At 37.3% G+C, this 19,638-nt stretch carries 17 protein-coding genes; 6 read left to right on the top strand and 11 right to left on the bottom strand.

Features of this window, described 5'->3' with window-relative positions; translation table 11 throughout:
• Positions 1-12 precede the first annotated feature (12 nt).
• The 4 genes from PGN18_RS18860 to PGN18_RS18845 all read left to right on the top strand — a co-directional run bounded on the left by PGN18_RS18860 (position 13) and on the right by PGN18_RS18845 (position 3,890).
• Positions 13-2,397 carry a S9 family peptidase gene (locus PGN18_RS18860; protein WP_335321142.1) on the top strand — a complete coding sequence of 795 codons (2,385 nt, stop codon included), beginning with the start codon at positions 13-15 and terminating at the stop codon, positions 2,395-2,397.
• 290 nt (positions 2,398-2,687) lie between these two features.
• Positions 2,688-3,320 (top strand): peroxiredoxin, encoded by a 633-nt coding sequence (locus PGN18_RS18855; protein WP_335321141.1) that lies wholly within the window; start codon positions 2,688-2,690, stop codon positions 3,318-3,320.
• A 13-nt stretch (positions 3,321-3,333) separates the two neighbouring features.
• A complete protein-coding gene (locus PGN18_RS18850; RefSeq protein ID WP_335321140.1) occupies positions 3,334-3,642 on the top strand; it encodes a thioredoxin family protein in 309 nt (102 codons plus the stop codon).
• Positions 3,642-3,890, top strand: a complete 249-nt coding sequence (locus PGN18_RS18845; RefSeq protein ID WP_010599336.1) for a DUF6952 family protein — start codon at positions 3,642-3,644, stop codon at positions 3,888-3,890. The genes PGN18_RS18850 and PGN18_RS18845 overlap by 1 nt, the downstream gene beginning before the upstream one ends.
• Positions 3,891-4,789: 899 nt before the next feature.
• On the opposite strand, the gene PGN18_RS18840 is transcribed toward PGN18_RS18845, so the two are convergent.
• From PGN18_RS18840 to PGN18_RS18820, 5 genes are all read right to left on the bottom strand, one after another.
• The gene (locus PGN18_RS18840) at positions 4,790-7,375 is read right to left on the bottom strand and encodes a phosphoenolpyruvate carboxylase (RefSeq protein ID WP_335321139.1); all 2,586 of its coding nucleotides are present in this window, start codon (positions 7,373-7,375) and stop codon (positions 4,790-4,792) included.
• 262 nt (positions 7,376-7,637) lie between these two features.
• Complete coding sequence (locus PGN18_RS18835) at positions 7,638-9,185, bottom strand: DHA2 family efflux MFS transporter permease subunit (RefSeq protein WP_335321138.1); 1,548 nt, start codon at positions 9,183-9,185, stop codon at positions 7,638-7,640.
• Between the two features lie 8 nt (positions 9,186-9,193).
• Complete coding sequence (locus PGN18_RS18830; RefSeq protein ID WP_335321137.1) at positions 9,194-10,231, bottom strand: HlyD family secretion protein; 1,038 nt, start codon at positions 10,229-10,231, stop codon at positions 9,194-9,196.
• A gap of 8 nt (positions 10,232-10,239) precedes the next feature.
• Entirely contained in the window at positions 10,240-11,559 is a 1,320-nt protein-coding gene (locus PGN18_RS18825; protein ID WP_335321136.1) for a TolC family protein, read from the bottom strand.
• Positions 11,556-12,182, bottom strand: a complete 627-nt coding sequence (locus tag PGN18_RS18820) for a TetR/AcrR family transcriptional regulator (RefSeq protein ID WP_335321135.1) — start codon at positions 12,180-12,182, stop codon at positions 11,556-11,558. The genes PGN18_RS18825 and PGN18_RS18820 overlap by 4 nt, the downstream gene beginning before the upstream one ends.
• 234 nt (positions 12,183-12,416) lie before the next feature.
• On the opposite strand from PGN18_RS18820, the gene PGN18_RS18815 reads away from it, so the two are divergent.
• Positions 12,417-12,602 carry a hypothetical protein gene (locus PGN18_RS18815; protein WP_025141696.1) on the top strand — a complete coding sequence of 62 codons (186 nt, stop codon included), beginning with the start codon at positions 12,417-12,419 and terminating at the stop codon, positions 12,600-12,602.
• 123 nt (positions 12,603-12,725) lie between these two features.
• A complete protein-coding gene (locus tag PGN18_RS18810) occupies positions 12,726-13,295 on the top strand; it encodes a DUF2911 domain-containing protein (protein ID WP_335321134.1) in 570 nt (189 codons plus the stop codon).
• Positions 13,296-13,364: 69 nt separating this feature from the next.
• On the opposite strand, the gene PGN18_RS18805 is transcribed toward PGN18_RS18810, so the two are convergent.
• The 6 genes from PGN18_RS18805 to PGN18_RS18780 all read right to left on the bottom strand — a co-directional run bounded on the left by PGN18_RS18805 (position 13,365) and on the right by PGN18_RS18780 (position 19,599).
• Entirely contained in the window at positions 13,365-13,835 is a 471-nt protein-coding gene (locus PGN18_RS18805; RefSeq protein WP_335321133.1) for a hypothetical protein, read from the bottom strand.
• A 334-nt stretch (positions 13,836-14,169) separates the two neighbouring features.
• The gene (locus tag PGN18_RS18800; protein ID WP_335321132.1) at positions 14,170-14,364 is read right to left on the bottom strand and encodes a carboxypeptidase-like regulatory domain-containing protein; all 195 of its coding nucleotides are present in this window, start codon (positions 14,362-14,364) and stop codon (positions 14,170-14,172) included.
• Between the two features lie 315 nt (positions 14,365-14,679).
• Positions 14,680-15,546: a helix-turn-helix transcriptional regulator gene (locus tag PGN18_RS18795; protein WP_335321131.1), complete on the bottom strand. Its 867-nt coding sequence runs from the start codon at positions 15,544-15,546 to the stop codon at positions 14,680-14,682.
• A gap of 4 nt (positions 15,547-15,550) precedes the next feature.
• Positions 15,551-15,916 carry a VOC family protein gene (locus PGN18_RS18790; RefSeq protein ID WP_335321130.1) on the bottom strand — a complete coding sequence of 122 codons (366 nt, stop codon included), beginning with the start codon at positions 15,914-15,916 and terminating at the stop codon, positions 15,551-15,553.
• Positions 15,917-16,020: 104 nt separating this feature from the next.
• Positions 16,021-16,647: a response regulator transcription factor gene (locus PGN18_RS18785; RefSeq protein ID WP_335321129.1), complete on the bottom strand. Its 627-nt coding sequence runs from the start codon at positions 16,645-16,647 to the stop codon at positions 16,021-16,023.
• A 33-nt stretch (positions 16,648-16,680) separates the two neighbouring features.
• Positions 16,681-19,599 (bottom strand): ligand-binding sensor domain-containing protein, encoded by a 2,919-nt coding sequence (locus PGN18_RS18780; protein WP_335321128.1) that lies wholly within the window; start codon positions 19,597-19,599, stop codon positions 16,681-16,683.
• Between the last annotated feature and the right edge of the window lie 39 nt (positions 19,600-19,638).

The raw sequence follows: 19,638 nt of genomic DNA, 5'->3' as shown, positions 1-19,638 counted from the left end.
AACCTAAAATTCATGAAGAAATATTTACTTTTCCTTTTGCTTTGCACGGGCGAATATACTTTTGCGCAACAACTGGCTCCCTTAACAGTCGAAAAAATTATGCGTGACCCAAAATGGATGGGTATTTCGCCAACCAATTTTCGCTGGACTGCAGACAGCAAAACCCTTTATTTTAACTGGAACCCAGAAAATAAAACCAAGGAAGAATTATTCAAAGTTTCGGCGGCATCTGCTAAGCCAGTTAAAGCAGCAGAAAAGGAAGATGAAAAATTATTGAGTTTAAATTATACCTACAATACCGATCATTCCCTTGGCTTGGTAGAAAAAAGCGGTGATATTTATTTACAAAACTTCAAAACAAATAAAGAAACGCGATTAACCAACACGCAGGAAAGGGAAAGCAATCCGGTTTTTTTAACTAATGGTAACATCGTTTATCAATTGGGTGATAATCTTTTCATGCTTGACAGAAGATCAGCAGAAACCAAACAACTTACCAACTTTGTTAAAGGTAAAAAAGCCGGAAGAGCAGAAAACAAACAGACTACAGAACAGGATAAATGGCTAAAAACACAACAGACAGAACTTTTCGATATTATTAAAAAGCGAAATGCCGAAGCCCAAAACGGTCAACGAAGCACAAGAGGCCGCTTTGGAATTACCAATGCAGATACAAAACCTTTAAAAGAACTTTATGTTGAAGATAAGTTTTTAAATGGCGTAATCATTAGCCCTGATGGACATTTCATCACGTATAAATTAACTACGCCTGCACAGAATAACCATAATACCATTGTTCCCAACTATATCACTTCCTCTGGTTATACCGAAGATATTTCAGGTAGAACAAAAGTTGGCGAAAATGAAAATAGCTCGCAGGGTTTTATATATGATACGCAGCGTGATACGGTTTACGCCATCCAAACTTCAACCATTACAGGCATAAAAGACTTGCCTGATTACCTGAAAGATTATCCAAAGGAACTGGACAGCTTAAAAAAGAAAAACGCTGATCGTCCTGTAAATTTCTTTGGCCCGCTCTGGAATGATAATGGAAGTACGGCAATTGTTGTGGCAGCCTCAACGGACAATAAAGACCGCTGGATTTTAAAACTGGATGCCCTAACCGGCAGATTTTCTTTAATCGACCGTCAACGCGACGAAGCCTGGATTGGCGGACCTGGCATTAGTAGTTTTTACCAAGGTAGTACCGGATGGATAGACAATAGCCGTTTTTATTATCAAAGCGAAGCAACCGGGTATTCACACCTTTATGTAGCTAATGTTAATACCGGAGATAAAAAACAGCTCACATCTGGCAAATGGGAAGTACAATCGGTACAGTTATCGAAAGATAGAAATACGTTTTATATCAAAGCGAATAAAGAGCATCCTGGTATCACCAATCTTTTTAAAATCGGTGTAAATGGCGGTGAATTAGAACAGATTACCACCATGAAGGGTTTAAACGACATTACCATTTCTCCTGATGAGAAACATTTGGCCATCAATTATTCTTATATGGATAAACCAGGAGAATTGTATTTACAGCCAAATAAAGCAGGATCTAAAGCTGTAAAAATCACCCAGTCTACCTCTGCTGAATTTAATTCTTACAATTGGCGCCAACCTGATATGGTGAGCTTTAAAAACCGTTATGGCGCCGATGTGTATGCGAGGGTTTATAAATCAGATAATCCACATCCTAACCACCCTGCGGTAGTTTTTGTTCACGGTGCAGGTTATTTACAAAACGTGCACTTTGGTTGGAGTACTTACTTCCGTGAGTTTATGTTTAATAATTTACTTGCCGATAATGGTTATACGGTAATCGACATTGATTATACCGGAAGTTCAGGTTATGGCCGCGATCACCGTACGGGTATTTATCGCCACATGGGCGGAAAAGATCTAACTGATCAGGTAGATGGCGTTAAATTTTTAGTAGAAAAATATGGTGTTAACCCAAAGCATGTAGGTTTATACGGCGGATCGTACGGCGGTTTTGTTACCTTAATGGCGATGTTTAATGAATCGGATGTTTTTGCCAGCGGCGCGGCTTTGCGTTCGGTTACCGATTGGGCACATTATAACCATGGCTATACTTCGAATATTTTAAACGAACCTTTCAACGACCCGATTGCCTATAAAAGAAGCTCTCCGATTTACTTCGCAGATAAATTAAAAGGCAATTTATTAATGGCACATGGTATGGTTGATGTGAATGTTCATTTTCAGGATATTGTTCGCCTAACGCAACGTTTCATAGAATTAGGCAAAAATAACTGGGAACTTGCGGTTTACCCGGTAGAAGACCATGGTTTTACCGAGCCAAGCAGCTGGACGGATGAATATAAAAGGATTTTCAAGTTGTACGAGCATACATTGAAGAGATAGTAATAAAACACGGTCACCTCGACCGGAACGCAGTGGAATGCCCGCCTGTGCGGACAGGCCTGCCCGTACAGGCGGGGAGAGATTTTTCTCGAAGCAGATTTCTCGACGGCGCTGCACTTCGCTCGAAATGACGTAATCTACAAAAATAGAAACCCATTATGCTTTGCAAAAACATTATAGCTTTCATCTATATCGTTATCAATAAATACAATTAACTATTAATGAAACTGTGTTGATAAACAACTGTTTTAGCCTTACCTTTGTGCCAACAAAATTAAAGACAAAAAATTATGGCAATAGTAGGTAAAAAATTTCCAAGTGTTAGTATTGATGCAATGTCAGACATGGGTGATGACTTGAAAATCAACGTATTTGAAGAAGCTGTAAACAAAAATAGCAAAGTGTTATTATTCTGGTATCCAAAAGATTTTACTTTTGTTTGCCCTACAGAATTACACGCATTTCAAGCTGCTTTACCTGAATTTGAAAAGAGAAATACAATTGTAATTGGTGCATCTTGTGATACTAATGAAGTTCACTTTGCCTGGTTAAATACACCAAAAGATAACGGTGGTATTGAAGGTGTTACCTATCCGATTTTAGCTGATACGCACAGACAATTATCGGGTATCTTAGATATTTTGGATCAGGAGGTAAGCTATGATGAAGAAGGAAACGAATCTTTCTCAGGTTCTAACGTAACTTTCAGAGCTACTTATCTAATCGACGAAACTGGTAAAGTTTTCCACGAAAGTATTAACGATATGCCACTAGGCAGAAACGTTAAAGAATATTTACGTTTAATTGATGCTTACGCTCACGTTCAGAAACATGGCGAAGTTTGTCCTGCAAACTGGGAAGAAGGAAAAGAAGCAATGAACGCAAACAGAACTGGCGTAGCTGAATATTTAGCCGCTAACTAATTAAACAAACATTATGTTTTTAGAATTAACAGAAGATAATCTTCAACAATACCTGGCCGACAACTCAAAGGTAATGGTTCAGTATGCTGCATCCTGGTGCGGTAATTGCAGAATCATGAAACCTAAGTTTAAAAAACTGGCTTCGGAGAATGAAGATGTAGCTTTCTTGATTGTTGATGCTGAAAAACTTCCAAACTCACGCAAATTTGCAAATGTTGATAATTTACCAACCTTTGCAGCTTTTGAAAGCGGTGCTTTGGTAGATCAGGTACAAACCAACAAAGCTGAAGGCTTAATTGAACTATTTAACAAGATAAAGTAATGAAGATTCCGGTTATAAGACAGTTATTTCAAAACACTACTCCCGCACAATTGGAGACTACTTTAGAGGTTTTAGAAGCTTTTTGCGAATTTAGAGGCGTTAGCGAGCATGAAGTTGATGTGGCAGGGGAAATGATTACCAATATCTGTGGTGCATTAGAGGTACACCAGATGGTAAGTGAAGGTGCTGCAGAAAAAGACGCATTGAATGCTTTCGGCCAAAAAGTGATGGGTTCGATTGACAGATAACCGTCTTAAGCATTAAGCTGGCTTTTTCGAAATAAAAAAATCCTTATAGACTTATCTATAAGGATTTTTTTTATAAATGACTTACCATTCTGAACGCAGTGAAGAATCTGCTGCTGAAAGATTAAAGGATTGACAAAAAGCTGGAATGAGCTTCTATCCTAGTAAAACCTGAATTCGATTAATAATTCAGCTTAAATGATCCTGTAAGGTATTTTCAATTCAGAGTCGTCACCCTGAACCGAGCCTTAGCGAGCTCACCGAAGGTAATTCATTTCAGGGTCTTTCAGGTTAAAAGATGCTGACCACGCAGTGGCTACAAGGTAATTGAAATTGCTAGTGCTACTTGTAAAATAAATTAAGTATGACGAATAGACCGAAATTAATCGCATTTAAGATACTATTTTTAACAAATACTATCAAATTCAGGTTAGAAGATTCTTTGCCGCCGTGCTACCTTTGACAGAATCCACTATTCCGGTCGTCATTCTCGCGCATGCGGGAATCTTAAGCGCGTGCATTAAGATTATTCATAAGTTCCCCTTTTTTCATAGGTATTCATGAGCAGTTCGTGGTCCCCAATCACGTTGGGAATGACGATTTCTTTTAGGGATCTTACCTAAATAAAATTTATCTGAGCCTGTGCTCGTTTTTTAAAAAGTGCGTAAGTAGCTTAACGATTTCATCGCTTTTGTTTAAATACATTGTTATTCAAGGTTCGTTTGAAAACGAGTGTTAGCTTAACTGTCAAAAAAAATTGAGCATCTACTACCATTAAAAGATTCTTCGCTGTGCTCAGAATGACAGTGGGGGAATAAAAAAGGTCTGTGAGGACACAGACCTTAGCTAGAAAATTATATGCAACGCTCGTTTAGAAACTACGTGAGCTTAAAAAGTTTTGATTAAGCTAAATTCCTTCCCGCGTTTACAATACCAAATACTGTTCTTACCGCAAGCTTTTCTAAAGCATGCTGGTCTTTCTCGTTCTGATCGTGCTGCAGTTTTTCTAAAGCAAAATGCTGGATCAATACCAATGGTAAAATAATTTTTTCTCGCGTAGCAATCGATTTTTTATCTATAGGATAATTAGCCATCAACGTGGGCTGTCCGGATAGTTTTAAGAGCATCTCTTTTGTTAATTTAAACTCTTCATGTAATTGAGTCCAAAAGGCGCCAAACTCCTTATCGTTTGCTAAATGGGCCGTAATTACGAAGTCTGATTTACTCATACTCATCATACAGTTATCTACAATTGTTTTTAGGTAATCAGATTCTTCGTAAACCTTTACTACTTTATCCCAGTTCCCTGCATTATCCTGGTTTTTCAGTGCTGTTCCCATCCCGTAAAAACCCGGAACATTTTGCTTTAGCATACTCCATGCGGTGACAAAACTAATAGCCCTTAAATCTTCGAGTTTCATCTCCCCGCCGCCATTTCTTTTTACTGGCCTGCTACTGATATTAGCCTGAGATAACAGTTTTAAAGGAGATAATTTCTCTAAATAACTGACAAATAATGGATGCTCACGTAGATCAACAAAAGCTTTGTAACTGTCATCGGCCATTTCATCAAGCAGGGCTTTATTTTCAGGATCGATAAGAATATTGTGTTTCTCTTTCAGACCAGAAGTTAATCCGGCATTGATTAATTGCTCAATATTAAATTCAGCACTTTCTACAGAACCGTACTGAGAACTAATGGTTTGTCCCTGTACAGTCAACTGCATATTCTTGTTCGCAATTTCCTTGCCCATTGAAGCATAAAAACGGTGTGTTTTACCTCCACCACGTGCAGGCGGGCCACCCCGACCGTCAAAAAAGGATAGTTGGATATTATGTTTTGATGCAACAGCAGATAAGGATGTTTTACCGTTAAAGATAGACCAGTTTGCCATTAAGTAACCGCCGTCTTTGGTACTATCAGAATAACCCAACATAATGTGCTGTTTGTTGCCACGTTTAGCCAGGTGTGCTTTGTAAAAAGAATTGCTATATAAGGTTTCCATAATCGCCGCAGCGCCTTTTAAATCATTTACTGTTTCAAAAAGTGGTACGAAATCGATGGTTAATGAATCCTTGCTCCAACCGTTCCAAAGAAAAAGTTCGATCAACTGAAGAATATCGCTCGCCTGCTGACAATTGCTGATAATAAACCGGTGACAGGCTTTTTCGCCATTGCGTTTTTGGATCCCCTTAATTTCTTTAATTACCTCAATTGTATCGTTTGTCAAGGCATCAGCTTCACTGGCATAAACAACTGTTGCTTCTTTAAATGAAATTAAGGCTAATTTCTCTGCCTCTGAAAGTTGATCATAATTGGCAGGGTACAAAGAAGAAATTGGTTTATTTTCACGGCAATAGGCATGCACCTTCCTTAACACCCGGCTATCCTGACGGATATCCAACGATGCAAAATAATTTCCATATAAGTCTATTTTACGAATCAGATTGTTAACCAAATCAACAAACAAACCTTCATGTTCCGCCAATAAGGTTTCCTTAATTCTATTCAGGTTATTTCTTAATTCATCGGAAATATCATGTAGCTCGCAGTTTTGATCGAAAGCATTCTGATAGAGTACATCATGCAGTTTGGCAATATTTTCTTCAACGCCGCGAAAAGTGATGCGTCGTTTAATCACCCTGAAATCTCGGTAATAACAGCGAAACAAAATTTGCCGCAACATTTTAGAAACTTCCAGGGTCGTATCGGCGTGGATATTTGGATTTCCATCCCGGTCTCCCCCAGGCCAGAAACCCAATTCTAAAATTTTCTTGGTTTCCAGGTTATATTCGTCCAGGTTCTGGTCTATTTCTTCCTGAATGTTTGCCGCAGCAAAATAAAAAGTGTTTTCTAAAAACCAGGCCAGATTTAGGGCCTCATCAACCGGCGTTGGCGATTTTTTATTAAAAAATGGCGTTTTACCCAGTTGCTGTAACAGCGAATTCATCGACGTAAGATCGTTATCCCTGATGGCCTTAGTTAAATCGGTAATAATGGCTAAAACACTTCCAGGATAAAACTGTGTGGGGTGAGCGGTTAAAACCAAACGAAGCGAAAGTTCATCGATTAATTTCTCAATCTTCGATAACATCGGTTTATTATCCGCATTCCTCTTTAAAATAAAGGCCAAAGTGCTTTGCTCGTCAGTGGTATTTAACTTGGTAAAAGAGGCATCTTCTACGGCATCAAAAAGCACAACTTGACGTTCGATATACTGAATAAAACGAAACAGAAGGTCAATAATATCTTTACGTTCAGTATAACTGGTATACTTCGCGAAAAATTCTTCAATGATCTGTGCAGGTTTTTCTCCGTTGGCGATGCCTTCCTCACAGCTCTTAAAAAACAAAGGAAGCAAGGTTCCGGTATCCTTAATTTTATAAAAAGGCAAGGTTAAAAATAAACTGTTAAACAGTTCAAATTTTGAGATTACCTCATTATTAAAAATAGATTCTCGTTGCGTAGTTAAACGAAGTTTCGGCATAGGTTATGCAATAGTTTTGTGTACCGTAATACTACAAAAAATGCATAAGGTATTAAAATTCTAAGGCTTACAATTTGGAAAATTGCAGAATAAAATTTATTTTTAAAATCTTATTTGGCCACGAAGTGGTTAACTAAGAACATTTGCAATGTTTAAGGGCATTGCATTGATTGTTAATTTTTTGGGTTAAAACAGCCGATGTAATAAAACACACCGGCTGTTTTTGTTTTTTGCCATTATTTGTGGCATTTCTTTGCAAATTTTAGTGCACATCGGCAGGAATGTTTGCATTTTTCTTAAACTTTTGAAGATATAGTAAAGGGATTGAGAACAGCATAATCAAACCGGCAACCCAATAAGCATCATCGTAAGTTAGTAACATGGTTTGCTTGGTTACGATTCCTTCCATCGCCTTTGCAGCCATAATTTTCGCATCGAACAAAGTTTGTCCTTTAGCCATAAAACCTTTGATCAAAGTATTAAAACGATCAACAAATGGTTGATTATATTCGTTAAGATTGGTTAATAAGTTACTTCTGTGAAAACCTGAACGGATGTGGATCAGTGTAGTTAAAGCCGCGATACCAAATGAACCGCCCAACTGGCGCATCATATTATTTAAACCCGAACCCTGACCGATTTCCGGCCCTTTTAAATCCTGGATAGCCAGCGTGGTTAATGGCACAAATAGCAAGGCCATTCCTATTCCCCTGATTACCAATGGCAAAAAGAAATCGCCGGTACCTGACTGAAGGGTCGATTTGCTCAACATCCAACAGAAAATAAAGAATGCCAGCATCCCAAAGGTAGCCATAAACTGTGCAGGAATACCTTTTTTAAGCATAATACCGATAAAAGGCATCATTATAATGGTACACAAACCACCAGGGAATAACAGTTCTCCTGTTTGCAAGGCCGAAAATCCCAGTAAATTCTGGCAGAATACCGGAAATATAAACACAGAGCCATATAAGCCAAAGCCTAAAATAAAAGAGGTAAACATACCCACAGAAAAACTTCTGTGCCGCATAATCTTAAAGTTCACAATCGGGTGGTCGGTACTCATTTCCCTCCAGATGAAAAGCAATAAACCGAATACCGATGTTGCAGCCAAAGCGGTAATGTAAGGTGTAGCAAACCAATCTTCGCTTTCTCCTTTTTCAAGTAATGTTTGTAAACTACCTACTGCAATTGCCAATAAGGCGATGCCCCACCAATCGACAGGTTGACCCTGCCCTTCTTTAGGAGTGGCCCGAACAAAGGAATAAGTACAGTAAGCCGCGAGTATTCCGACGGGAATATTCACATAAAAAATCCATGGCCAAGAACTGACATCCAAAATATATCCACCAATGGTTGGACCAACAGTTGGACCAACTACCGCACCTAAGCCAAATAATGCTGTGGCGATACCCACATCTTCGCGTGGCCAGGTTTCGATAAGAATAGCTTGTGCTGTTGATATTAAACCACCACCTGCCAATCCCTGAATAATCCTGAATAAAATAAGCTCGTTTAATGAAGTGGCATTACCGCATAAAAAGGAAACGAGTGTAAAAACAATAATGGAGGTAAGAAAATAATTTTTCCTGCCGAACCGGTTACCCAACCAGCCCGACATTGGCAATACAATAACGTTTGCTACCGCATAGCCGGTGGAAAGCCAGGCCACATCCTCCAGGGTGGCGCCCAGGTTTCCCTGTATCTGTGGAATTGCCACGTTTACGATAGTCGTATCAATCAACTCCAACAAGGAAGCGGTGATTACCGTAAATGTGATAATCCACTTTTTTAAACCTACTTCGGCCATTTTTAGTATTATTTAGTGGAAACTGAAGCTTTAACGCTCATTCCTGGACGTAATTTAGCCAACAGTTCTTTTGATGGATGGATTTTGATTTTTACCGGAACACGTTGTACAACTTTAACGAAGTTACCGGTAGCGTTATCAGGTGGCAATAAAGATCCTTTTGCACCAGTAATTGGTGAAAAATTGTATACTTCGCCCTCAATTTTTTCATCAGGATAAGCATCTACTTCGATCTCTACTTTAGATCCCTCTTTAATTTTTTCCAATTGGGTTTCTTTAAAGTTAGCCGTTACATAAATGCTTCCATCGTTTACGATAGAGAATAAAGATTGGCCGGCCTGAACCAATTGTCCTTTTTGAACATTCTTTTTAGAAACAATGCCGGTTGCAGGGGCTTTAATATCGGTATAAGATAACTGTAGCTTAGCAAAATCGATATCACTCTGGCGCTGACTAATTACATTGCTGCTCACCGCCAATTGAGATTGGGTGGTACCCACTTGTTTAACCGCTGCATTATATTGGTCTACTGCTGCCTGGTAAGCTGCCTGTGCCGATTCTTTGGCCGCTTTTGCCTGGTCGAAAGCCTGTTGGGTAATTGATCCGTCTTTGATCAGGTTGGCATAACGATCATAATCTTTTTGTGCCAGGTTTAGTTTAACCTTTGCTGCTGCTACGTTTGCCTTTGCAGTGCTGGTATTGGCTGCAGTTGCAGCAATTTGAGATTGCGCCACTCCAACACCTGCGGTAGCACCTTTTTGGCCAGATTGAGCCTGCTCTAATTTTACTTTGTAATCGTTATCATCAAGTTTAACCAAAACCTGCCCTTCCGTTACATGTGTATTCTCTTCAAAATTAATGTCCTTAACATAACCGCCAACACGGGCAACAACAGGACTTATATCGCCATCAATCTGTGCATCGTCTGTATCCACGTGTTTACTATAATAATTCCATTCTACAATCCCGAAGATTATACCTATTACTAGTAAAACACCTAAAATGATGGGTACTACTATGTTCTTTTTTTTCTTTTCAGTTGTCATTGCTGTATTTATTGCGTTATTTTTCCTGTTGATTTTAATAAGGTATAGTAAGCCAAACCTGCGTCTGCCTTGGCTATCTCCAAGTTTATTTTTGCCTGATATAATAAAGTTTCAGCATCGATACGGTCGGTAACCGAAGCCACGTTGTTTTTGTATTTTGATGCCAATAACTTATCGTTTTCTGTAGCCTGCGCAATTGAGGTTTCCAAAACCTGGATTTTGTTCATGGCTACCTGGTAATTTTGAAAGTTTTTATTGATATCGGTTTTTACCTGATCCGATAAAATATCCTTCTGAATAGTAATTTCATTCTGTTGGATTTTTGCCTGGCTTACTTTGTTTTTATTTGTCCAGAGGTTTCCGAAATTCCATGAAACCGTTGCGCCTAGAGTAATGGGCATTAGGTATTGGTTTGCTGGTGGAATAAAATTACCACTTGGGTTAATGTAGTATAAGTTGGCCCCAACACCAACAGTAGGTAATGTATTTGCCTTAACGGTTTTGATGTTAAAATCAGCCACTTTGTTTTGCACATCAAGTTGCTTTAATTCCTGGCGGTTAGCCATAGCCAGGCCAATATATTCATTTAACGAAACTGATGCTTTTAAGCCTGCGGTTGGATCAACAATCTTAACTTCGGTATCTTCCGGTAAACCTAAAAGGATATCTAAGTTATAGTTGATTACTTTACGGTTGCTCTCAATATCCATCTGTGTTAGCGTAACATTTGCCTGTTGCAATTGAAAACGCAACACATCATTTTTGGTTACAATACCCTGTTCGAAGAAACGTTGTGCCTGTTTGATTTGTGCAGAGATTGATTCTAAATTCTGGTCAACTACTTTTCTGCTTTGTAAAACCTTATATAAAGAATAGTAGGTATTGATAATCGCGTAAGTAATTTCTTCTTTGCTCTTATCGGCATCTAAACGCGCAACTTCAGCCAATAACTTGGTCGATTCTTTTGCGTACTTTAGTTTACCTCCACCATAAACGAGTTCTTGTACTGCCGCTGTGCCTACAAAAGCGTCAGCTCGTTTAGGCAGGCGAAAAGATGATTCGCTTCCCGGCAAAGCAAAAGTCGTGGTTGGTATTTCGGCATGGTTATACATAAAGCTGGCATTTCCTGTTGGCAAAGCATTGTCTTTTACAACTTCCAGCTGGGCTACTGCCTGATCGATCTTGTTTTGAGAAAGTTTTAGGTTTTTACTATTGGCTATGCCAAGTTCTATTGCCTGGTTGATATTTAATTCCTTGGAGCCTTGTGCAAACAAAGCTGCTGGAATTAATGATGCCGCAAGCATTAATTTTATTGATCTGGGTATCATTTTTTTGTAGTTAAATAAACTGTTGTTAGGTCTTGTAAATGAGCGATTGCCCGCTCTTTAATCATTTTTTTGTCTTTCGGGTCATTCAGGTCAAAGTTGGAGCATGGCATCACTTTTTGAGGTGCAATAACAATATTGGTTATCGTACCCATAATGGTCGCGATTACCATCCGTACATCTACTTTATTAAAAGTGCCATCTTCAATTCCACTGGTGATAATCCGGTCGATAAGCTGCATATTGTGGCTCATGGCATCTTTAATCTTATCATACATTGCTGGTCTCTGAGTTAAAGAAAGCTCACGATGCATCATTTTATGAAATGCAGTATTATTTAAGATTCTGTTCACATAGCCCTCTATAACCCTGTGCAGTTTTTCTAATGCCGAAATCTTATCTTCATTAATGATTTTTAGCTGAGAAGCAAAACCAGCAATACGCTCGTTCATAATCTCCACAAAAACTCCTTCTTTGGAACCGAAATAATAATTTATCATCGCCATATTCGCTCCAGATTCTTTCGCAATCTGCCGGGTAGAGGTGCCTTCATAACCCGTTTCGCAAAACAACTTTTCAGCTGCTTCAAGAATGGCCTGTCTTTTATCTACTTTTTCTGTTTTCATTTCTTTTTAACGGCACAAAATTAATCAAACGATTGATTAACTTCCAAATGTTTCTTTACTTCTTTTACATTCGCTTGATAAAACCTCAATTAATGCAGAGAAAATAATCATTTAAGTAATTATTTACACATTTGTTCGGAATAAAATTTGGTCAGAAATGATAACTAATTAGATTTAGACATTTTGATTAAAATTTAAAATAAATATTAACTTTGCCTCCAAATAACAAAAAACATGAGTGTACAAGAGAACAGCAGCAATAATTTCAATTGGTTATATTATGCTTTGGGTTTATTCTTCGGGGTGCTAACTGGAGCAATCATTACGCAAAACTATATTTTTGCCTTGTTAGGTGGTGTTTTAGGTTTGTTAACAGCAGGCTTATTTTTAAATGCTATCGTAAAAGGAAGAAAATACTAGTTTTAGCCTTTTATTTAACTGGATCTTTAAGGGATCCAAATAATTCTAAGCGAAAGAAATCAATTTTTTTACCAAAAAGTAAAATCATGATTGCTTACCGCGAATGAAAACAAAAACTTACAAATGAAAAACATCTTCATTGTTGTTTTCGCTCTTTTTTGCTTTGGTGCCAAGGCTCAACAAGGTGCTTTTGCTGAAGTAAAATTTCCTGCTGCAGACCCTAGTCCCGCAGACATTGTCTATTTCCCCCTTAATGCCCCAAAAGCAAAAGCTGGAGACCCGACAAAACCGATCATCAAAATTGTTTACTCGCGCCCACAGAAAAAAGGCCGTGATATTTTTGGTGTTCTGGAGCAATATGGAAAGGTTTGGCGCTTTGGAGCTAACGAAAATACAGAAGTGCGTTTCTTTAAAAGGGTAAGCATTGGTGGTAGAAAAATAAAACCAGGGACCTATAGTCTCTTTGCCATCCCAAACAAAGATGCCTGGACAATTATTATAAATAGTGAAACAGATAAATGGGGGGCTTTCACATACGATCAGGCTAAAGACATTGTGCGGGTAAATGTTCCCTTAAAAACTTTATCTAAGCCGATTGAGTATTTCTCTTTAACCTTTGCAGAAATTAAGGGGGGCGCCAACTTGATTATGGGTTGGGACAGAACTCAGGTGGAATTACCGATTACTTTTTAAGTTATAAGCAATAAAAATATAAGTCCCGGCTATTGTCGGGACTTTTTTGTTCTAACCGTCAATAGGTTTTTAGCGCGTATTTGAAACCAGTTTTTTAATATCACTTTCGCTGTTAATAAAAACTTTGTATACCTGGATGATTTTCCATTCACCTTCTTTATCTTTTTCGATGACAACAAAGTTCTGTTGTGCACCGTCAAACAGTTCGTAATTAATATCTACACGTGCAATTACTAAGGCATCCGTTTCTGAAATGATTGTGGAGCTGATGTTGCAATTTCGGTGAATTACCCCTTCATTTTTTTTCATTTGATTTAACACATCACCCGCCTTATGTTTTATCACCCTTACATCCCTATTTGAAGTGAAAACAGCATCCTCGCTTAAAACAGCCTTTAACTTTTTATAATCCGAGTTCATATAGCTGTCCATGTAATAATTAATAACTGATTTATGGCTTGCAGTTGGTTTTTCCACCGCGAAAACATTATTTGTGATTGTAATACCTAGTAAAAGAATCACCAAAACTCTTAGTCTCATAATACCTGTGTTTTTTTATTAAATGTCGGCTGTAATAAAGAAAAATAATATGCTGATAACACCATAATACGGAGGTAACCAAAATATAATCAATAAAAAAAGGTTATGTTACCATTAACTTAAGGATAACATAACCTTTTTACAAAGCATTATTTATTGGGGATTTTGCTGCCCGGCAAGGCCAGAGTTGGCTTCCATTTCAGCCCTTGGTATTAAAAACTGCCATTTAGCGTCTCCGGTAGGTATTGTTAATGTACCTGCAACCGAGGCAGAAACATAGTTGGGAACAACGGTTCTGTCAAGTGGTAGGTTTAAACGTTTTAAATCCAGCCATCTATCCCCTTCTCCCCGCGTTTGCTGGTACTGAAATCGAAAAGGTTCCTTGCCCGGTGGTTTGAGCCAATTGATCGGTTCCTTTTACTTTTATAGATATTCCAGGCAATGGTAAGCCATCATCTGCATCAACCACTTTTCCGGTAATTGTTCTATTTTGTGCCAAGGCATTTAAATAAGACAAAACCGTCACCATTAAATCAATACTAATTTTTGTTTCATGTTTGGAAATAGATAGTTATTAATTAGTTAACTTGATAGGTTATTTTGCAGATTTGCACTAAACCAAATCACTAAGCAATTTAGGCGCTATGAGAATTCAAAAATGTGCGAAAATCATCATTTTGAATAGGTGATGGCTTTAAATGCAAAAAGCAAACTCCAATCCTGGCAGTTTGCTTTTTAATCATTATTAACCTAAACAGGAAAAAACTTCTACAAATTTTCCTGCAAGAGCTTCAAAAATAGTTTCATCCTGCCTTTAAAATGTGCAGAAATCACTATTTATACTTTAATTCAACCTACTCTTTCTATACTTTAGCGGGGTAATATTGAACGTGTGCTTAAATAACCTGATGAACGAACTTGGACATTCAAACCCTACCAAACCCACTATTTCATTTAAGGGATAGGTAGAAGTTTGCAATAGTTTTCTAGCCCTTTTTAATCTTAAATGCATTAAAAAATGGTATGGACTAATTTCATATGCTTCTTTGAATGTTCTCAGCAAATGGTTTACCGATAAACATGCTTGCTCAGCAATATTTTCCAATGTTATATTTTTGTTGTAATTGCTGCTCATGTATTCCTTGGCGACAGTTAATCTTTTCAAAACCTCTTCCCGGGTTTTTGATTTGATAAAGCGGAGTTTGTTTAATTTTTGAGTAACCTCCTGGTCATAAATTTTATAATAATTGAGAAGGCAATGGTACAGATACTCGTTTATCAGCATTTCATTTTTCAAACCTTTATCAAGCTGCTTTTTTAAATGCAGTACATTAAACCGCATATCACCGGAAAAAGGATAAAGTGATTCCATAAAATGAGGCATATTCTGAAGTTCCTTTCCATCCAGTAAACTTTCATGGCTGCATAAAAAAGTTTGATGAAAATCTTTGATAAAATTTTCACCAAAAGAAACAGAAAACGTATTTACAAGACTTATCGAATCTATTTTGCTGGTAAAATTTGAACCCAGATTTACGACAGCAAAAGTATCAGGATAAATACTAAACCTTCTCCTGTTAACTTCAAAATCTTCCTTTCCGTTAAAAACAAATTTAATAGTGTAAGCGTCGTTTTCCCGGGCATAAAGTGCTTCGCTAGTACTCTCGCTTATAATTTTATTTTTATTGCTCAATTCCTTTACGTACCTCATCACATTAATCCTCAATGTAATTACGTGGTTCCAATAAGATAATACGGTTACCTGAGGGATCAGAAAATTCGATACTTAAACCCTCACTTAAGTAAACCGGGCTATTTTTAAAAATAACGCCTCTCGATTTTAACCTGCAATAATCTTCCAGGCAATCATCACTGGTTAGTACAATTCTATCTGTCTGGTACTGATTCTTCTGTTCTGAAAGGAAAATATTGGTATTATGATCTGCCTTTACCAATATTCCTTTTCCCTTTTCAGATCCCATTTTCAACTCTGTTGGCATGCCCAAACAGTTGGCATAAAATGTATCTGCATCATTTAGCTGCGTTACTTGCACATAAAATAATTTGGCAGATTGGTTCATGGCCTTGCTTAATTGTATGGTGTAAAATTAAACCAAAATTGAACCTCATGGATCACCCAAAAAGGGTGATTTTCGCATTATTTTTTGAGAGAATACCTATATGCCTAAATAAAACGCTTTTCTCTGGCTGTTTTAATCGCTTCTGATTTAGAATTTACGTCGAGTTTGATGTAAATATTTTTTACATGGCTTCTTACGGTTTCAGGATCGATAAAGAGTTCGTTTGCGATTTGAGATTTTGTTTGTCCATTTGCAATCCGTTCTAAAATTTCGGTCTCTCGTTTCGTTAAAGGAGAATTCAGATTTTTTTGAAAAGAGTGCATTACAATGCGCGCCACATTTGTACTCATTGCCCCTCCTCCTGTATTTACTTCTTTTACTGCATCGATAATTTTAGATGCACTTGAGTTTTTGGTCAAATAGCCACTAGCGCCCAAAGTCAGCGCCTCGAAAACCATTTCTGGCGAATCAAAAACAGTAAGAATAATAATATTGGTATTAGGCAAAGTCTTTTTTATGAAAGGCAGGGCCTGTAGACCATTGGTTCCGGGCATTTGAATATCAAGCAAAATCACATCCGGCTCATCAGACTCTAAATATTTTTTGGCCAAATCGTAAGATCCATACGAATTTACAACCACGAAATCATTTACATCACTTAGCAATGATTCATAACCCATTCTTAACACATCGTCATCTTCTATTAGAACAATTCGTAAATTCTTGGTCATTTGATGTTAGTTTATATTAAGATTGTTTTTTGGTTATTTTGTAACAGGAATTCTGGTAGAAATTGTTGTAGTGGTGCCTTTACCTTTTATAGAAGAAATCTGAAAGGTAGATTTTATCCGTTTGCAACGCATTTGAATATTACTAAGTCCTCTTCCCCTCTGCACCGTTTCAATATCAAAACCTTTACCATCATCTGTCGTCAAAATATTGATGGTATCATGCTCGGTTTCAATAACCATAATCAAAACTTGCGTTGCTTCGGCATGTTTTAATACATTGTTTAGCATTTCTTTGAAAATAAGGGTAAAGTTGCGGTTAAACTCCATTGAAAGATGTAATTTTTGGTATTTGCTTAATACCCCTTCCATTTTAAATGTAATGCCCGTGTTTTGGAAAAGATCTATTCCAAAATTTTTAATATGCAACAATATCTCAAAAAGATTATCACTATGTGGGTCCAATGCCCATAAAATATCTTTGGTTCCGGTATAAAGCAACCCAGCATTTTCTCTTATCAAGCTAATCAGTTCTTTTTGCTCTTTGCTGGTTTCAGGCACCTTTTTATCCAGTATTTCAGACAACACGTTAATTCTGGTAAGTTTATTGCCAATATCATCATGAAAATCTTCTGCAGTTTGCTTTCTTATTTTTTCTTGCTCCTTTAACTTTAACTTCTCTAACTGATATTTTTTACGTTCTCTGGTTTTAAAAATAAGATAGAAGATTAGCCAGATCAGGAATATGAGCACTAGAAATGCAACAATCTTAAATATGACGGTATCATAATATGGCGGCACAATGGTAAAGCTAAATTGTTCGATTTCTGATTGCTGCCCATTAGCAATAGTATAAACCTGAAATGTATAACTGCCTGGTCTTATGGCCGAATACTCAATTTCAGTATTGGGTATAGGCTTGCTGAAATCATTATCTATGCCTACCAATTTATAGCGGTAAAGTACATTTTCAGGGTTAGTAAGGTAAACTCCTTTAAAACTTATGGAAATATGGTTTTGACTATAATTAAGTTTGTAAAACTGATCTCCTTTACCGTTCACATCGATTGAAAAATCTTTTGCCCGATCATTTTTATGAAAAACACTCACCTGTTGTATATGGATGAAAGGCTTTTTCTTACTTTCAGTAAGAAGATTGGTTTTACATTGAATCAATCCGTTTATGGTACCCACCAATATGCTATTTTTATAATTGATAATGGCATTTTGGTTGCACTCCACAATTAAGGGTTGATCTCTAAATACTTCATAATTTTGTTGCTGCTTATTAAAAGTTAGTTTGTTAATTCCCCTACCTGTTCCTGCCCATACATTATTTTCCCTATCGGTGGCAAGGCTATAGATGTCATTTGAATTTAGCCCATTGGCAATAACATAGCGATTAGTGGATTTTGTTTTTACATTCCAGGTAATGATCCCATCGCCAAGTGTAGCAAAAATCAAATTGTCTCCATGTTTTATAATGCTGAGCAAGTAAACCCCAGAAAGTGCCTTTATGTGAAAAGTCCGATCTATCTTTTTGTTTTTAAGGAGTGTAATTCCATTAGAAGTCCCAATAAACACACTGTCCTTGCCCAACGGATAAATACAGGATAGATAACCGTCAAACCCACTTATCTTTTCCATTTTTCCATCTTTTAAATAAGTGGATGAGAGAAGTCCGTTTATCCATATTCCTCCTTTCTCGTCTTCAGCTATCGAACTATTATCAAATTTCTCTGGCTTTAGTACCTGACTGAATTTTTGACCATCATACTTCCAGACACCTTTTCCATAGGTAGAAAACCAAATATTTCTGGCTTTATCGGCATAAACAAAGTAAATCTTTTTATCCTTAAAAGCAGGGACGTCAACGTTTTCTACATTTGTTCCATCATATTTAAAAACGCCCTTATTAAAGGTACCGAACCAGAGATGATCATGCTTATCAGCCGCTATTCCACTTATTGGATAAGCCAAATTTTTACCTTTAAACCTATTGTAACGGATAAAAGCATCGCCTTCATATTTGTAAATGCCGTCGCTAAAGCTAGATATCCAAATATTATTTTCCGCATCACTAAATATTTCATTAATCTGGTTATCACTAAGCCCATTTTCTGCGTTAAAGTTGAGGATAGAGTTACGCTTGTTGATTAAATAAGCACCCTTTTCCGAACCTACCCACATATTTCCATGATGATCTTGCGCAACAGAGAAATAGGTATCAATACTTTTTTTTCTGAAAAACAGCTTAACCTTTCCTTTATCCAATTCATAAATCCCAGTATGGGCAGTTAAAAGATAGATTTTATCCTTGATAAAACGGTCAAATAAAATCTTTCGGATTGCTAAGATATTAATAGCCGGAGGCAACTCCTGATAGATTAACCAATTATTATTTTTTAGCTGATAGATTCCCGTTCCTGAAACAATAACATATAAATTACCGGAACTGTCGCGATTTAGCGTTTGGATACTTTTATTGCCTATAGTATAAAAAACGACTTTACCTTTTTCAATTTTGAACAGCTTACCATCACTTAATCCCCAAATGGTACCTCGCCTATCTTTAAGTAGATGGCTTACTCCCTTACCCGAAAACAAAGTGCTTATTTTTCCACGCTTAAGGATACTGATGCCTGTTTCAGTTCCAAACAGCATATGGTTTTGGTTATCCTGGGCAATGCAGTTAACTGAATTAGATCCTAAACCATCAGCTTTACTGTACGAAGTAAATTGCCTGCCATCAAAAATTACTGGACTCCACCAAAAGTACCAAAGCCAGAGTGTATTATCTTTAGCCTGATAAATAACCATTACCTGCGATTGAGGCAAGCCATCCTTGAGGCTGTAATTCGTAAAGTTATAGCTTTGGGCTAATAGCTTAAGACTAAAGAGCAATATGAAAGAAACTATGACATTTATTTTGATTATAGACAGCTTACTGTACATGTAATACAAAATAAGTATAATTTCTCTCAAATGCCATCA

The sequence above is a fragment of the Pedobacter terrae genome, from assembly GCF_036946585.1.
GTDB classification, from domain to species: Bacteria; Bacteroidota; Bacteroidia; order Sphingobacteriales; family Sphingobacteriaceae; genus Pedobacter; species Pedobacter terrae_C.
The sequence above is the reverse complement of the archived record's forward strand: the minus strand, read 5'-3'. Positions and strand labels throughout refer to the sequence as shown.